Origin of the sequence: Micromonospora sp. CPCC 205546 (genome assembly GCF_036902715.1) — a bacterium.
Taxonomy (GTDB): domain Bacteria; phylum Actinomycetota; class Actinomycetes; order Mycobacteriales; family Micromonosporaceae; genus Micromonospora.
Map to the genome: position 1 here is coordinate 1 of NZ_JBAKHL010000022.1, position 15,482 is coordinate 15,482.

Annotated in this window: 16 protein-coding genes; 8 read left to right on the top strand and 8 right to left on the bottom strand. The window is 74.9% G+C overall.

The features are described from left to right. Nucleotides 1–582 precede the first annotated feature (582 nt). On the bottom strand, nt 583–1,869 hold the full coding sequence (tyrS, locus tag V6U77_RS13090) for a tyrosine--tRNA ligase (protein ID WP_334606652.1): 1,287 nt from the start codon (nt 1,867–1,869) through the stop codon (nt 583–585). 106 nt (nt 1,870–1,975) lie between these two features. Here tyrS and V6U77_RS13095 point away from each other — a divergent pair, with 106 nt between their 5' ends. Further along, entirely contained in the window at nt 1,976–2,359 is a 384-nt protein-coding gene (locus V6U77_RS13095; protein ID WP_442934428.1) for a PaaI family thioesterase, read from the top strand. Nucleotides 2,360–2,363: 4 nt separating this feature from the next. On the opposite strand, the gene V6U77_RS13100 is transcribed toward V6U77_RS13095, so the two are convergent. From V6U77_RS13100 to V6U77_RS13110, 3 genes are all read right to left on the bottom strand, one after another. Continuing rightward, nucleotides 2,364–3,683: a hemolysin family protein gene (locus V6U77_RS13100; RefSeq protein WP_334606566.1), complete on the bottom strand. Its 1,320-nt coding sequence runs from the start codon at nt 3,681–3,683 to the stop codon at nt 2,364–2,366. Nucleotides 3,684–3,813: 130 nt separating this feature from the next. Further along, a complete protein-coding gene (locus tag V6U77_RS13105) occupies nt 3,814–4,458 on the bottom strand; it encodes a hypothetical protein (protein ID WP_334606567.1) in 645 nt (214 codons plus the stop codon). A gap of 53 nt (nt 4,459–4,511) precedes the next feature. Then, nucleotides 4,512–4,994 (bottom strand): GNAT family N-acetyltransferase, encoded by a 483-nt coding sequence (locus tag V6U77_RS13110; protein WP_334606568.1) that lies wholly within the window; start codon nt 4,992–4,994, stop codon nt 4,512–4,514. Between the two features lie 254 nt (nt 4,995–5,248). Here V6U77_RS13110 and V6U77_RS13115 point away from each other — a divergent pair, with 254 nt between their 5' ends. Together V6U77_RS13115 and V6U77_RS13120 are read left to right on the top strand one after the other, a co-directional pair. Further along, on the top strand, nt 5,249–6,259 hold the full coding sequence (locus tag V6U77_RS13115) for an alcohol dehydrogenase catalytic domain-containing protein (protein WP_334606569.1): 1,011 nt from the start codon (nt 5,249–5,251) through the stop codon (nt 6,257–6,259). A gap of 162 nt (nt 6,260–6,421) precedes the next feature. Beyond that, the gene (locus V6U77_RS13120) at nt 6,422–6,694 is read left to right on the top strand and encodes a hypothetical protein (RefSeq protein WP_334606570.1); all 273 of its coding nucleotides are present in this window, start codon (nt 6,422–6,424) and stop codon (nt 6,692–6,694) included. Here V6U77_RS13120 and V6U77_RS13125 read toward each other — a convergent pair. Then, a complete protein-coding gene (locus V6U77_RS13125) occupies nt 6,664–7,140 on the bottom strand; it encodes a cyclic nucleotide-binding domain-containing protein (protein ID WP_334606571.1) in 477 nt (158 codons plus the stop codon). The two genes, V6U77_RS13120 and V6U77_RS13125, sit on opposite strands and share 31 nt — an antisense overlap. A 252-nt stretch (nt 7,141–7,392) precedes the next feature. Between V6U77_RS13125 and V6U77_RS13130 the strand changes: the two genes are divergently transcribed. From V6U77_RS13130 to V6U77_RS13140, 3 genes are all read left to right on the top strand, one after another. Next, nucleotides 7,393–10,026, top strand: a complete 2,634-nt coding sequence (locus V6U77_RS13130) for a cation-translocating P-type ATPase (protein WP_334606572.1) — start codon at nt 7,393–7,395, stop codon at nt 10,024–10,026. Nucleotides 10,027–10,154: 128 nt separating this feature from the next. Continuing rightward, complete coding sequence (locus V6U77_RS13135) at nt 10,155–11,051, top strand: universal stress protein (RefSeq protein ID WP_334606573.1); 897 nt, start codon at nt 10,155–10,157, stop codon at nt 11,049–11,051. Between the two features lie 72 nt (nt 11,052–11,123). Continuing rightward, nucleotides 11,124–12,005, top strand: coding sequence for a universal stress protein (locus tag V6U77_RS13140; protein ID WP_334606574.1), 882 nt, complete (start codon nt 11,124–11,126; stop codon nt 12,003–12,005). Between the two features lie 48 nt (nt 12,006–12,053). Here V6U77_RS13140 and V6U77_RS13145 read toward each other — a convergent pair whose 3' ends face one another. From V6U77_RS13145 to V6U77_RS13155, 3 genes are all read right to left on the bottom strand, one after another. After that, nucleotides 12,054–12,677, bottom strand: coding sequence for an FMN reductase (locus V6U77_RS13145; protein ID WP_334606575.1), 624 nt, complete (start codon nt 12,675–12,677; stop codon nt 12,054–12,056). Continuing rightward, complete coding sequence (locus tag V6U77_RS13150; RefSeq protein ID WP_334606576.1) at nt 12,674–13,783, bottom strand: LLM class flavin-dependent oxidoreductase; 1,110 nt, start codon at nt 13,781–13,783, stop codon at nt 12,674–12,676. Before V6U77_RS13150 ends, V6U77_RS13145 begins: the two co-directional genes overlap by 4 nt. Before the next feature lie 95 nt (nt 13,784–13,878). Further along, on the bottom strand, nt 13,879–14,508 hold the full coding sequence (locus V6U77_RS13155; RefSeq protein ID WP_442934429.1) for a DNA-3-methyladenine glycosylase: 630 nt from the start codon (nt 14,506–14,508) through the stop codon (nt 13,879–13,881). 101 nt (nt 14,509–14,609) lie between these two features. Between V6U77_RS13155 and V6U77_RS13160 the strand changes: the two genes are divergently transcribed. Together V6U77_RS13160 and V6U77_RS13165 are read left to right on the top strand one after the other, a co-directional pair. Beyond that, nucleotides 14,610–15,026 carry a DNA-binding protein gene (locus V6U77_RS13160; RefSeq protein WP_334606578.1) on the top strand — a complete coding sequence of 139 codons (417 nt, stop codon included), beginning with the start codon at nt 14,610–14,612 and terminating at the stop codon, nt 15,024–15,026. Nucleotides 15,027–15,075: 49 nt separating this feature from the next. Beyond that, nucleotides 15,076–15,432, top strand: a complete 357-nt coding sequence (locus tag V6U77_RS13165) for an MmcQ/YjbR family DNA-binding protein (protein WP_334606579.1) — start codon at nt 15,076–15,078, stop codon at nt 15,430–15,432. Nucleotides 15,433–15,482: the final 50 nt, after the last annotated feature.

Genomic DNA, 15,482 nt, shown 5'->3' on the forward strand with positions numbered 1-15,482 from the left:
AAACCGAAGCCTGACCAGTCCGGGGTATAAATCATAATTGGCACTGGCTTATCAAGCACCCTGTTGAGTTCTCAAAGAACAACCACACACCGCCCGGAAACCCCACACCGTGGAGCCCCCGACCCGGGGCATCTCGTTCGCATCCCCGCCGCTTCCCGCGCCGGGCACTTTTACTACGTTACCCGGTGATTTCCGCCGCGTCAAACCGCTTCACAGCGATCCGCACCACTTCAACCTATTTCCGGGCGCCACCCGACGACGGCTCGCGCCGTTGTCGAAAGTGACTTCCGGCAGGCCGGCCGCCGCGGTCTCCCGCGAACTCGCCCGGTTCCCTACCGGCGATGAACCATACCCGGTCGGCTCCGCCTCACCAAATCCGCCTCGCGGCAGATCCGGGGCCCCGCCCGGTCCGGGCACCGATGGGTGCGACACCCCCGGCCCCGAAGCTCACTCCCGCGCCCGGCCTCCGGTGGCTTCGCCCCGTTTCGTCCGTTCCGCGCTGGCAGAGAGAAAGCTACGCCTCCGGCGGATCGATCGTCAAATCCGCCGGAGGCGTCCCACGTCACATGCGCGGGCGTACGGCTATCCGCGCACCTCGACCCCGGCGAACGACCGCTTCCCGCGGCGCAGGACCAGGTACCGGCCGTGCAGCAGGTCGGCGGGACCCACCGTGGCGTCGGTCTCGGTCACCCGGGCGTTGTTCACGTAGGCCCCGCCCTCGGCGATCACCCGACGCGCCTCCTTGAGACTCGGCACCAGCCCCGAGTCGCGCAGCAGACCGGCGATGTCGGGCAGCTCGTCGACGTGGACCAGGCCGGCCTCGGTCAGCGCGGCCCGCAGCGTCGCCGGCGCGAGCTCGTCCAGGGAACCGCGCCCGAAGAGCGCCTGGCTCGCGGCGACGACCTGCGCCATCTCCCGCTCGCCGTGCACCAGGGTGGTCAGCTCCTCGGCGAGCGCCCGCTGCGCCGCCCGGGCCGCCGGCCGCTCGGCGGTCTCCTTCTCCAGCGCCTCCAGCTCCTCGCGGGAGCGGAAGCTGAAGTAGCGCAGGTAGCGGCTCACGTCCCGGTCGTCGACGTTGACCCAGAACTGGTAGAACGCGTACGGGCTGGTCATCTCGGGATCGAGCCAGATCGCGCCGCCCTCGGTCTTGCCGAACTTCGTACCGTCGGACTTCGTCACCAGCGGCGTGGTGAACGCCTGCACCGGGCCCGCCCCGCGCCGGCGGATGTAGTCGACGCCGGCGGTGATGTTGCCCCACTGGTCCGAGCCGCCGAACTGGAGCTGGCAGCCGTGCCGGCGGTGCAGCTCGAAGAAGTCGTTCGCCTGGAGCAGCTGGTAGCTGAACTCGGTGAAGCTGATGCCGCTCTCCAGCCGCGCCCTGACGACCTCCCGGGCCAGCATCTTGTTGACCGGAAAGTGCTTGCCGACGTCGCGGAGGAACTCGACCACCGACATCTCGCCGGTCCAGTCCAGGTTGTTGACCAGCTGCGCCGCGTTCTTCCCCTCGTACGAGACGAAGGGGGCGAGCTGGTCGCGGATCCGGGCCACCCAGCCGGCGACCACCTCGGGCGGGTTGAGGCTGCGCTCGGCGCTCTCCTTCGGGTCGCCGATCTGCCCGGTGGCGCCGCCGACGAGCAGCAGCGGCCGGTGCCCGGCGAGCTGGAGCCGCCGTGCCGTGGCGACCTGCATGAGATGGCCGACGTGCAGGCTCGGCGCGGTCGGGTCGAAGCCCACGTAGTAGGCGACGGAGCCGCCGTCGAGCAGCGCACGCAGCTCGTCGAGGTCGGTGGAGTCCTGGATCAGGCCCCGCCACCGCAGGTCGTCGGTCAGGGAGTCCCGCCCGGGTGGCGGGGGGCTGCTGTCGGTCACGGTCACCGATTCTCCCCCATGACCGGGGGCGGAACGTACCGGGTTTGCCGGGTGGTCGGCGGCGTAGGCTGGCGACGCCGTGATCAAGGAGGGAAACACCGTGGACATGCCGGACCTGACGGGGGGCTTCGTCGCCCTGCTCGGCCTCGAGCTCGACGAGGTCGGCGGTGACCGGGTGGTGATCCGTTGGCGGGTCCGCCCCGAGCTGCACCAGCCGTTCGGGATCCAGCACGGCGGCGTGTACTGCTCGGTGGTCGAGACGGCGGCCAGCATCGGCGGGTCGCTCTGGTTGGGCGAGCGGGGACGCGTCGTGGGCGTGTCGAACCAGACCGACTTCCTGCGCGCGGTGCGCGACGGCGAGCTGACCGCCGTGGGTACCCCCGTGCACCGGGGGCGCAGCCAGCAGCTCTGGCAGGTGGAGATCAACGACGCCGACGACCGGCTCGTGGCCCGCGGCCAGGTCCGGCTGCAGAACCTCTATCCGGCCTGACCGGTCAGCGGCGGGCCTCGTCCAGCACGGCCTCGGCGTCCTCGGGCACCGGCTCGGCCTGGCGGCGCAGTCGGATCCCGGTGATGGCCCGGTGGTCGATGCGGGCCACCTCCAGCTCCCAACCGTCGACGACGACGCTCTCCCCCGCCGCGGTGGGGATGTGGCCGAGGCAGGCGAGCACGAGACCCGCGGTGGTGGTGTAGTCCCCGCCGGGACGGCCGGGCAGCTCGACGCCGAGGTCGGCCAGGTCGTGCACGGGGAAGGTGCCGGGAAGCCACATCGCGCCGTCCGGCTCCGTGCGTACGGAGTGCACGTCCCGGTCGGTCTCGTCGTAGATCTCCCCGACGATCTCCTCGAGGATGTCCTCCAGGGTGACGATCCCGTCGACCGCGCCCCGCTCGTCCACCACCAGGGCGATGTGCTGGCGTTCGGCCTTGAACTGCCGCAGCGCGTCCACCACCGGCAGGGAGTCCGGCAGCAGCATCGGCGGGCGGGCGCACTCGTCGACCGGCCGGTCCTCGGGGACGCCGACCAGGTCACGCAGGTGGATCACGCCGACCGCGTCGTCGAGCCCGCCGTGGCGGACCACCGGCGCCCGGGAGTGGCCGGTGGCCGCCAGCAGCAGCCGCGCGGCCTCCGCCGTGGTGCCGCTGTCGAGCGTGAAGACCTGCAACCGGGGTACGAGCACCGCCCGCAGCTGCCGGTCGGCGATCTCCACGGCGCCGGCGATGATCGTCCGCTGCTCCTTGGTGAAGCCGTGGTTGCCGGAGACGATGTCCCGCAGTTCGTCGGGGCCGATCTCGTCGGGCTCGTGCTTCGGGTTGAACCCGACCAGGCGTACCACCAGGTCGCTGGTGGCGCCGAGGGCCCAGACGGCCGGCCGGGTCACGGAGGCCAGCAGGTCGAGCGGGCGGGCCACCAGCAGTGCCCACCGCTCCGCCGCCTGCATGGCGATCCGCTTCGGGGCCAGCTCGCCGAAGACCAGGGTGACGAAGGTCAACGCGAGCGTCACCACCACGATCGCGACCGTCTCGGCGGCGCCGCCGAGCGCGCTGAGCAGCGGCACGAGGGGCTTGGCCAGCGACACCGCCGCCGCGGCCGACGCCAGGAAGCCGGCGAGGGTGATCCCGATCTGGATGGTCGCCAGGAAACGGTTGGGGTCCTTGGCGAGGCGGGCCAGCACCCGACCGGCCCTGCTGGTGCGTTCCAGCCGCTGGATCTGGCTGTCCCGCAGCGAGACCAGCGCCATCTCGCTGCCGGCGAAGACCGCGTTGAGGACGACCAGGACGCCGACCAGGGCCAGTTGGGTCCAGATGCTCTGCACGCCCGGCTCTCCTCACGCGGGAACGGTGCCGCCGGTACGACGGGCACCGCCGGCCGAAGGTCGCGGCCGGCGTAGGCCAGTCTGTGCCCACCGGGGCGGCCGACGAATCCTCGTCGGGTGCGCGATGTGATCAGGTCCGTCCGGCCACCGGCGGGGCGGGCAGGTCGAGGACGTACGAGCGGCCCTCGGGGCGGAAGCCGAGCCGGTGGTAGTAGGGGGCGAGCATGCCGGGCGGGGTGACCACCCGGCGGAAGCCGCGGTCGGTGAAGAGGCTGCTGCGCCGGTAGACGAACTCGCCCGGGGTGAAGTCCCGGAACCGGCGGGTGACGTAGTCGAGGTCGACCTGTGCCACGCCGTCGGCCTCGGCGTGCGACAGCACCACACCCACCACCTCGTCGGCGCGGACGACCAGGAACGCGGAGCGTTCGGCGGTGCTGCCGGGGGGCCAGCGGAAGCCGGGGTTGAACCGTGCGATGTCGGCGGCGTGCACCTTCAGGGTGTGGGCCAGGAACTGGTCGTCGACACCGACCTCGACCACCTGGTAGGTGGACTCGTCGTGGCGGGTGGCGAGCATGGTCCGCAGGTACCAGACGTTGATCACGGCGAGCACGACGTTCAGCCCCACCATGGGCCAGACCTGCACGGCGGCGTTGTAACCGATCAGGATCAGGCAGCCGACCAGGTTCAGGGCACGCAGCCGGAGGATGCGCGTCTGCAGCAGCGACCAGACCAGCAGCGCCGAGCCGGTCCAGCCGATCAGTTCCAGCCAGTTCACGCCGCGAGAGTAGTGGTCGCCCGGTTGCGGTGCCCCGGCGGGCGGGGGCGGGGTCAGTCGCCGGCGAACTCCAGCACCCACTCCTCCACCTCGACGCCCCGGCCGGCGGCGTACCCCTTGTCCTCGCCGGTGACGACGAAGCCGCACTTGCGCAGCACGGCGAGCGAGGCCCGGTTGTCCTTGGCGGCCCGAGCGTGCACGGGCCGCTGGGGCAGCTCGCGCAGCAGCGCGGTGAGCGCCGCGGTGGCGTGGCCCCGGCCCCAGCGGCGCGGGTCGATCCAGTAGCTGACCTCGGTGCGCTCGTCGACGGGGAAGGCGACCACGTGGCCGACGACCTCGCCGTCGACGACCGCCGTGCGGGCGACGATCCGCTCGTCGGCGCGCACGCGGCGCCAGTGCGCGTCGAAGCGCTGCCGGTCGGCCGGGTCCGCCGGCCCGAAGGCGGCCATCCAGTTGGCCTCCGCGTCCTGCTCGTGGGCGAAGAAGGAGGGCAGGTCCTCGTCGCGGACGGGACGCAGGCACAGGTCGGCGGTCATGGCCCGAGGATAGGGCCGGGGGGCGACAGTCCAGGGCGTGCGGCCCGGTCGTGGGGCGCCGCCGACGAGGGGTGGCGGCCCCGCGCCCCGCCCGCCGGCTGGTGACCGAACGCTGGGCCCCGGGCGACGCCGGCGGGCGGCCTGCCGACAGGGGCCGCAGGTCCCGAACCGGGCCGGTCCTCAGCCTCTGTCCGGGCCCGGCCCCGGCCGCCACGCTGGTGGGTGACAGAGAGCTGCGAGCTGGGAGGCCCCCGATGCGAGCCACGGTCGTCACCGCGTTCGATCGTCCGTTGGAGATCTTGGACGTGCCGGTGCCGGAGCCCGGCCCCGGCCAGGTGCTGGTCCGGATCGAGGCCAGCGGGCTGTGCCACACCGACATCCACGCCGCCCGCGGCGACTGGCCGGTCAAGCCGAACCCGCCCTTCGTCCCGGGCCACGAGGGGGTCGGGATCGTCGAGCGGGTCGGCCCCGACGTCACCGGGCACGCCGTCGGCGACCGGGTCGCGCTGCCCTGGCTCGGCTGGGCCTGCGGCACCTGCGAGTACTGCGTCTCCGGCTGGGAGACGCTGTGCGAGTCGCAGCGCAACACCGGCTACGCGATCGACGGCGCGCACGCCGAGTACGCCCTCGCGTCGGCCCGCTACGCGGTCGCGGTGCCGGCCGGCGTCGACCCGGTGGAGGCGGCCCCGCTGACCTGTGCGGGCGTCACGACGTACAAGGCCGTCCGGGTGGCCGGGGTGCGGCCCGGCGAGCGGGTCGCCGTCTTCGGCATCGGCGGCCTCGGGCACCTCGCCCAGCAGTACGCCCAGCTGCACGGCGCCGAGACCGTGGCCGTGGACGTCACCGAGGAGAAGCTGGCGCTGGCCACCTCCCTCGGCGCGACGCACACGGTCGACGCGTCCCGGGTCGACCCGGTCGAGGCGATCACCGCCCTCGGCGGCGCCGACGTGGCGGTCGTGCTGGCCGCCAGCCCGACCGTGATCGCGCAGGCGCACGCCTGCCTGCGTCGCGGCGGCCGGCTGGTGCTGGTCTCGCTGCCGAAGGACAACACGATGAGCCTGCCGGTCTTCGAGACCGTGCTGAAGGGGATCACCGTGATCGGTTCGATCGTGGGCACCCGCGCCGACCTGGCGGAGGTGTTCCGCCTGCACTCGGCCGGGCGCACCCGGGTCGTGCACGAGGTACGCAAGCTCGACGAGATCAACGAGGCGATGGAGGACGTGCTCGCCGGGCGGGTCGCCGCCCGCCTGGTGCTCCAGCCCTGACCCCGGTGCTCGACCTGGACGTCGCCGCCTCGCGGCGAGCGGCCTGACCGTCCGCTGACGCGCGCGGTCCGGCGGCGTACCGGCGCGCGGTCCACTGGCCCACCGATGCCGGGCGCGCCGCTTCGCCGCCCACGCGGGCGGTGCGGCGCGGACAATGGCGGGATGGGACGACAGGTACGCGAGGCGCGGGTGACCGGGGCGGGCGTCACCGGCGCGATGGCGACGGGGGCGCGGGCGGCGGGAGCGGCGTCGCTCGGTGCGCTGGCCGTGGGGGCGCTGGCCTGCGGCGCCGCCGCCGTCGGGGCCCTGGCGATCGGGCGGCTGGCGATCCGCCGGGCGGTCGTGCGGGAGCTGCGCATCGGCAGGCTGGAGGTCGACGAACTGGTGGTGCGCGGCCGGCCGGATCAGCTGGCGGGCGGGGCGTCCACCGGGTAGCCGTACAGGTCGAGCAGCCGGCCCCGGGCGGCGTGCAGCCGGTCGACCACCACGCTCATGAAGCGGGTGGTGAGCTGTCGGCCGAGCGCGTCGTCGGACTCCATCAGCCGGCGCACGCCCTCGGCGGTGAACTCCACCGCCGTGCTGCGCTGGGCGGCCACCGCCCCGAACTGCCAGCGGTACGGCGGGAACAGCCACGACCAGCCCAGCACCCCGCCCGGGCCGATGGTCTCGATCTCCACGTCGCCCCGGCCGGGCACCGCGAAGTCGAGCGCCACCCGACCGTCGCGGACCAGCCAGAACCGTTCGGCGGGCCGGTCGGCCCGGAACAGCCGGTATCCGGGGTGCCAGACCACCGGCCGGGCGTGGCCGGCGAGCCGGGGCAGCCACGGCTCGGGCAGTCCGGCGAGGAACGGGTGCGCGCGCAGCACGTCCAGGGTGGTCATGCGGTGCCCCTTTCGTCGGGCGGGGCCGGCGGTCACCGGTGCCCGCGACGGGTCGTTCCGGCTCCCCATTGGACCGCACGGCGGGCGCGGGCGGCAGGGCCGTTGGTCCCGGGTCGCGCGGGCGCAACTTCCCTGGCGGGTGCCGTGCGAGGGGGCGAGGGTGGAATCGGCAGGGTGCGCCGCGGCGGCGCCACGGCAGGGCGGAGGACGACGTGGGACAGTCCGGACGGCGGCGAATCGGGGGGCGTACCGGTGCCCGCTGACACCTCGACCAGGCCGGCGGCCGGGCTCAGCACGGCGGAGGCCACCGCGCGGCTGCGCGCGGACGGGCCGAACGCGGCGGTCGCGCCGCCCCGCCGGCACCTGGGCGGCCGGGTCCTGCACCAGCTCACCGATCCGCTGGTGGCGTTGCTGCTGGCCGCCGCCGTGGTCACCGCCGTGCTGCGCGACTACCCGGACACCGCCGTGATCGTGCTGGTGGTGCTGGTGAACACCGCCATCGGGGTGGTGCAGGAGGTCCGCGCGGACCGGGCGATCGCCGCGTTGGACCAGCTCGCCGCGCCCACCGCCCGGGTCGTACGGGACGGCCGCGACGTGGTCCTGCCCGCCGCCGACCTCGTCCGTGGCGACCTGGTGCGCGTCGAGGCCGGCGACGTGGTCCCCGCCGACCTGCTGCTCGACGAGGCGGCGCGGCTGAGCGTCGACGAGTCGGCCCTGACCGGCGAGTCGGTGCCGGTGGCCCGCGGCGCGGGCGAGGAGGCCAGCGCGGGGACGGTGGTCACCACCGGGCGGGCCACCGGCACGGTGGTCCGCACGGGTGCCGCCAGCGCGCTCGGCCGGATCACCGCCCTGGTGGCGTCCACCCGGCCCGCCGCCACCCCGTTGCAGCGCCGCCTCGCGGGGCTCGGCCGGATGCTCGGCTTCGCCGCGGTGGTGCTCTCGGGGCTGGTCTTCGTCATCGGCGTCGTCGGCGGGCGGCCGGTGGTCGACATGGCCGTCACCGCGGTCAGCCTGGTGGTGGCGGCCGTGCCGGAGTCGCTGCCGGCGGTCGTCACCCTCGCCCTGGCTCTCGGCGCGCGCCGGATGGCCGGGGCGCGGGCGATCCCCCGCCGGCTGCACGCGGTCGAGACGCTCGGCTCCGTCACCGTCATCGCCTCGGACAAGACCGGCACGCTGACCGAGGGCCGGATGGCGGTGCAGCACGCGGTCACCGCCGACGGTTCCCGCTACGGCGTCACCGGCAGCGGCTACGCGCCGCACGGCGCGGTGCACCGGCAGGGCGCGCCGGTGGTCGTACCGGACGACCTGCGGCGCCTGGCGCGCGCCGGACTGCTCTGCAACGACGCGACCCTGGCGCCGCCCACCGACGAGCGGCCGGAGTGGGGCGCCGTCGGCGACCCGCTGGAGGCGGCGCTGGTCGCCTTCGCCGCCCGGTGCGGGCTCGACCCGGAACCCACCCGTGCCGCCTGGCCGCGGGTCGCGGAGCACCCCTTCGACCAGGAACTGCGCCGGATGACCACGGTGCACCGCTCCTGCGACCAGCGGTATCTGGTGGTGTGCAAGGGCGCGCCGGAGAACGTGCTGGCCGCGCCGCTGGTCGACGCGTCCGCCGAGGAGATCGCCGAGCTGACCGCCGCCGCGCACCGGCTGGCCGCCGAGGGGCTGCGGGTGCTGGCGGTCGCGTCCGCCGTGGTGGACGCCCCGCCGGCCGACCCGGCCCGGCCGGTCGGGCTGCGGCCCGCGGGGCTGGTCGCCGTCGGCGACCCGCTGCGCACGGGCGCGGCCGACATCGCGGGCAGCTTCGACGACGCCGGGGTCCGGCTGGTGCTGATCACCGGCGACCACCCCGCCACCGCCGCGGCGATCGGCGGCCAGCTGGGGCTCTGGCGTGAGGGCGATCCCGTCGTACGCGGGGACGACGGCGACCCGGCGCGGGCTCACCCGCAGGCGCGGGTGTTCGCGCGGACCCAGCCGGAACAGAAGCTCGACATCATCGCCGGCCTGCAGTCGCGGGGGCACGTGGTGGCGATGACCGGCGACGGGGTGAACGACGCTCCGGCGCTGCGTCGGGCCGACATCGGGGTGGCGATGGGCGGTGGCACGGAGGTCGCCCGGCAGGCCGCCGACCTGGTGCTCGTCGACGACGACCTGTCCACCGTCGCCGCCGCGATCGGCGAGGGCCGCCGCATCTACGACAACATCCGCCGGTTCCTGCGCTACGCGCTCTCCGGCGGGGTCGCCGAGATCGCCGTGATGCTGCTCGGCCCGCTGTTCGGGCTGGCCGTACCGCTGCTGCCGGCGCAGATCCTCTGGGTGAACCTGCTCACCCACGGCGTGCCGGGCGTGGCCCTGGGCGCGGAACCGGCGGAGCCGGGGACGCTGCGCCGGGCGCCGCGCTCCCCGTCCGAGTCGGTGCTCGGTGCCGGCCTGGGCCGCGACGTGCTGGTCACCGGCGCGCTGATCGCCGCCGTGGTGCTCGGCGCCGGGCTGCTCGCCGCGCACTGGGACCGGCCCTGGCAGTCGGTGGTCTTCGTGGTGCTCGGCCTGGCCCAGCTCGGGGTGGCGCTCGCGGTACGCGCGCCGCGACCGCGCGGCGCCCGGCACGGCAACCGGGCGCTGCCGGTCGCGGTGGCGGTCTCCGCGCTGCTCCAGGTCGCCGGGGTGCTGCTGCCCCCGCTGCGGGAGCTGCTCGGCACCGAGCCGCTCGGCGCGACGGAGCTGCTGGCCTGCGCCGCCGTCAGCGTGCTGCCCGGGCTGGTGCTGCGGGTGGCCCGACGGGCGGTCGGCGGCGCCACGCCGCCGGACGCGACCACGCGGGACGGGCACACCTGGGACGGGGACACGCGGGAGCGGGACGGTGTGGTCGGTGCCGGTCGGTCCGCATGACGCGCGACGGAGGAACCGATCCGACCGGCGGCCTGCGATTCGGGACCAACGTCCCGCTGGCCGGGACGACCGCCCCTGACGGGTAGCGTGCGGATCAAGCAGGCTGGAAGTGGAGCAAGGAGGAGTCGATGACCATCAACACCGGTGCCCCCGTCGTGGTGGGTGTGGACGGTTCGGCCGCCGCGCTGGACGCGGTCCGGGTGGCGGCGCGGGAGGCGGCGGACCGGCAGCGCGCGCTGCGGATCGTGCACGCCTTCATCTGGCCCCTGACCCGTGCCCCGCTCGGCGCCGCGGAGGGCGCGCCGGCCGGCGCCGGCCTGCGCAACCAGGCCGAACGGTACGTCGCCGAGGCGATCACCGAGGCCACCAGGATCGCCCCGGACGTGCCGGTGACCGGCGTGGTGGTCGACGGCGCGGCGACCCCCGTCCTGCTCGAGCAGTCCCGCGACGCCGCCCTGGTGGTGCTGGGCCACCGGGGCCTGGGCGGTTTCGCCGGGCTGCTGCTGGGCTCGGTGACCGTGCAGGTCTCCGCCCACGCACAGGTGCCGGTCCTCGTGGTGCGCGGTGAGCAGCACGCCGACGGCCCGGTCGTGGTGGGCGTCGACGGCTCCGAGTGTTCCCTCGAGGCCGTCGCGTTCGCCTACGAGGAGGCGAGCCGCCGGGGCGCCCCGCTGGTCGCCGTGCAGGCCTGGCTCTATCCCACGCCGGTCGGCCCGGGTGACGTCCTGCCCCTGGTCTACGACCTGGACGCCTACGCCGCGGACGAGGAGCGCGCCCTCGCGGAGTCCCTCGCCGGTTTCGCCGAGCGCTACCCCGACGTGCCGGCGCAGCACCGACTGGTCCGGGGCTCACCCGGCGGGGTGCTGGTCGAGGAGTCGAAGACGGCCCAGCTGGTGGTCGTGGGGGCGCGCGGCCGGGGCGCGCTGGGCGGGCTGCTGCTCGGTTCGGTCAGCCACGCGGTGCTGCACCACGCGCACTGCCCACTGGTGATCGTGCGGCACCCGAAGCGGGACGACGCGTCCTGACCGGTCGGCGCAAATGCCGGCGAGTCCACGGTGTCGCGTCCACAATGACCTGAACGACCTCTGGGAGGGCTGATGAACCGACCCGTGGTGGTGGGTGTGGACGGATCCCCGGCGAGCCTGCTGGCGGCGGAGCACGCCGCGCGGGCCGCCGTGCTGCGGTCCCGCCCCCTGCACCTGGTGCACGGCTACCTGCACCCGCTCGGTTACGGCGTGCCGATCAACCCGTACGACGTGGGGTTGCCGGCGCCGACCGAGGAGGCGCAGAAGATGTTGGAGACGACGGCCGCGGACCTCGCCGAGCGCTGCCCCGGGCTGGCCGTCGAGGTGCGTCAGGTGGCCGGCGGGCCGGGGGCGACGCTGGTCGAGGAGTCCCGGCGGGCCGAGCTGGTGGTGGTGGGCAGCCGGGGACTGGGCGGCTTCGCGGGGCTGCTGCTCGGCTCGGTCGGCACGCAGGTGGCCGCCCACGCGCACTGCCCGGTGCTGGTGGTGCGCCCCGTCGAGGAGCCGATCCCCGTCGCCGGGCCGGTGCTGGTCGGGGTGGACGGCTCGGAGCCCGCCGAGCTGGCGGTCGGCTACGCGGCCGACGAGGCGGTCCGCCGCGGCGACGGGCTGGTGCTGGTGCACGTCCAGCCGCCGGACGGGAACCGGTCGGCACCGGACGAGGTGACCCGGACGCCGGACGCCACGGAACCGGGCCCCGCCGAGCTGCTGGCCACCGCCGCGGCGGCCGTGCGGGGCAGCCACCCGGGGCTGGCCGTCGAGGAGCGGGTGCTGCGGGCGCCGAAGACCGAGCAGGCGCTCGTCGAGGCCAGCGGGGACGCGGCGCTGGTGGTGGTCGGCTCCCGGGGCCGGGGCGGGTTCACCGGGCTGCTGCTCGGCTCGGTCAGTCAGACCCTCGTGCAGCACGCGCACTGCCCGGTGCTGGTGGCGCGCCCGTACGGTCACGCCCACTGACGTGCCCCGATCCGCCGGCCCCGGGCGGGGTCGGCGGGTCGGCGGCCCTCAGCGGTCCCGGCCGCCGAGCAGCTCGTCGAAGCTGGTGGTGAGGGCGAACGGGTCGGCGGGGCCGGTGGACTCCGGCCGCCGGTGGACCTGTTCGGCCAGTTCGCCGCCGGCGCGCACGATCCGTGCCCGCAGGGCGCCGTCGGCGGCCCCGGCGGACCAGTCCTCCGGTGCGGCGAAGACCCCGGTGGGCACCACGACCGACCGCAGGTGGGCGAACATCGGCCGGACGGCGTGCTCCAGCGCCAGCGAGTGCCGGGCCGTTCCGCCGGTGGCGCCGACCAGCACCGGCCGGTCCGCCAGCGCGCCGGGCGCGACCAGGTCGAAGAACGACTTGAACAGCCCGTTGTACGAGGCGTGGAAGATCGGCGTGACGGCGATCAGCCCGTCCGCGCCGGTGACCGTGTCGAGCACCTGGCGCAGTGCGGGCGACGGGAAGCCGGTGAGCAGGTGGTTGACCACGTCGTGGGCGTGCTCGCGCAGCTCGACGGGGTGCACGTCGACCTCGTCGCCGCGCCGGGCCAGCTCGTCGCGGGTGGCCGCGGCGAGCTGGTCGGCGAGCAGGCGGGTCGACGAGGGCCGGCCCAGCCCGGCCGACACCACGGCGAGGGTGCGGCGGGTCATCGGCCCGCCTCCGCCCCGGCCCGGTCGGCGGCGTCCCGAGCGGCGTCACGCAGCGACGCGTGGGTGGGCGCGGCGGGCACGTGCGCCGGGCGCAGCGACTCGAACTCCTTGCGCAGCACGGGTACGACCTCCTCGCCGAGCAGGTCAAGCTGCTCCAGCACGGTCTTCAGGGGCAGGCCGGCGTGGTCCATGAGGAACAGCTGGCGCTGGTAGTCGCCGACGTAGTCGCGGAAGCCCAGGGTGCGGTCGATGACCTGCTGCGGGCTGCCCACGGTCAGCGGGGTCTGCGCGGTGAACTCCTCCAGCGACGGGCCGTGCCCGTAGACGGGCGCGTTGTCGAAGTACGGCCGGAACTCCCGCACCGCGTCCTGTGAGTTGCGCCGCATGAACACCTGCCCGCCGAGGCCCACGATGGCCTGGTCGGCGGAGCCGTGGCCGTAGTGGGCGTAGCGCTGCCGGTAGAGCCCGACCATCCGCTGGGTGTGCTCCTTCGGCCAGAAGATGTGGTTGGCGAAGAAGCCGTCGCCGTAGTAGGCGGCCTGCTCGGCGATCTCGGGGCTGCGGATCGAGCCGTGCCAGACGAACGGCGGCACGCCGTCGAGCGGGCGCGGCGTCGAGGTGAACGACTGCAGCGGGGTGCGGAAGCGGCCCTTCCAGTCGACGGTGTCCTCGCGCCAGAGCCGGTGCAGCAGGTCGTAGTTCTCGATGGCGAGGGGGATGCCGTTGCGGATGTCCTGGCCGAACCACGGGTAGACCGGCCCGGTGTTGCCGCGCCCCATCATCAGGTCCACCCGGCCGTCCGCGAGGTGCTGGAGCATCGCGTAGTCCTCGGCGATCTTCACCGGGTCGTTGGTGGTGATCAGCGTGGTGGCGGTGGAGAGCAGCAGGCGCTCGGTGCGGGCGGCGACGAAGCCCAGCATGGTGGTGGGCGACGACGGCACGAACGGCGGGTTGTGGTGCTCGCCGGTGGCGAAGACGTCGAGGCCGACCTCCTCGGCCTTGAGCGCGATGGCGACCATCGCCTTGATCCGCTCATGCTCGGTCGGCTCGCGACCGGTGGTCGGGTCGACCGTGACGTCGCCGACGGTGAAGACTCCGAACTGCATGACCAGCTCCTCGCGTGGTTCCGGCCGGGGCCGCTGCGGCTCCCGGACGCACCACACAACCTATTTGACGAGTCAACTATTCCGCACGGGGTGGGTCAGCGGCTGCGCGGGACGTGCCGGCGGTAGGCGCTCACGGTCGGGTCGCCGGCGATCCAGAAGCGCCACGGCACGTCGTGCGCCCCGGTCACGCCCACCCGCGGGCCGGCGGCGACCGCCTCCGCGGGCACCGGGACGTCGGCCGGGCGCAGGCGGACGGGGCCGTCACCGAGCAGCCACTGACCGTAGGCACTCCGGTCGACGCCCAGCGCCGCGCAGAGCCGGGCGGGCCCGCGCGCGAGGTCGACGTCCCGGCGTACGGCGGGGCGCCGGACCCGGGCCGCCTCGACGCCGTCGACCACCTCGCCGGCGCGCAGCAGCACCGCCGAGGCCTCCCCGTCGGGCCCGGTGACCACGTTCACGCACCAGTGCATGCCGTAGGTGAAGTAGACGTAGGCGTGCCCCGCCGGCCCGAACATCACGGCGTTGCGCGGGGTGCGGCCCCGGTGCGCGTGCGACGCGGGGTCGCCGGCCGTCCCGGCGTACGCCTCGACCTCGGTGATCCGCACGGTCACGTCGCCGGCGGTGAGCCGGCAGCCGAGCAGGCCCCGGGCGGCCGGCACCACCGGGCCGGCGAGCAGGTCGGCCAGCCCCGCCAGGTCGGCGGGGCGGCGGTCGGAGTACGCCACCACGGCAACGACAATATCCGCCGGCACGCCCGTCCGCCGGTCGACGGCCAGTCCTTCAATAATTCGTTGACAACGAAGCGTTGGCATGATGGAGTGCGGGCATGACCGACTCCTTCACCGCGCCCGACGCCGGCGCGTCCCGGGCACACCGCACCTACGCCGCGCTGCACCGGATCACCGAGCGGCACGCCGGCACCGAGGCGCGCCGCCGCCGGCACACCAACCCCTACGTGCCGGACGCCTACGAGGCGGTCGCGCTGGTCACCGCCCTGGCCGCCGGCGGGGCCGAGGTCGAGCCCGGCGAGGAGCCGGTCGACGACGCGGACCTCGTCGCGGCGCTCACCCTCGTCCCGCACCTGCGCGCCGAGGTCGACGCGATGGAGGCGGGGCTGCTGACGCTGGCCCGCGGCCGCGGGCTGACCTGGCAGCAGATCGCCTACGGGCTCGGGCTGGGCAGCGCGCAGGCCGCCAAGCAGCGCTTCGAACGGCTCTCCGCCCGCACCGCCGCCACCGGCTGACGCCCTCGATGGGCGAGACTGGGCACGAAGCGGTGTCGAGGAGGACGCGATGACGCGCGAGGAGATGCTGGCGTACTGCCTGGGCAAGCCGGGGGCCTGGCTGGACCGGCCGTGGGAGGGCGACGAGGTGGTCAAGGTCGGCAGCCGGATCTTCGCCTTCCTCGGCTCCGCCGGCGGTGACGACCCGACCCTCGGGGTGAAGTGCGGCCCGAGCCGGGAGGTGGCCGACGAGTGGCTGCACCGGCACCCGGGCGACGCGCGACCGTCGCCGTACATCGGGCGTTCCGGCTGGAACACGCTGCGCCTGGCCGGCGGGATCGGCGAGGAGGAGCTGATCGAGGCGGTCGACGAGTCGTACGACGCGGTGGTGGCCAAGCTGCCGAGGCGCGAGCGCCCGGCGGGCTGACCCCGCGCGGCACCGGGCGGCGCCGCGCGGGGTCAGGTTGCCCGTCGCGT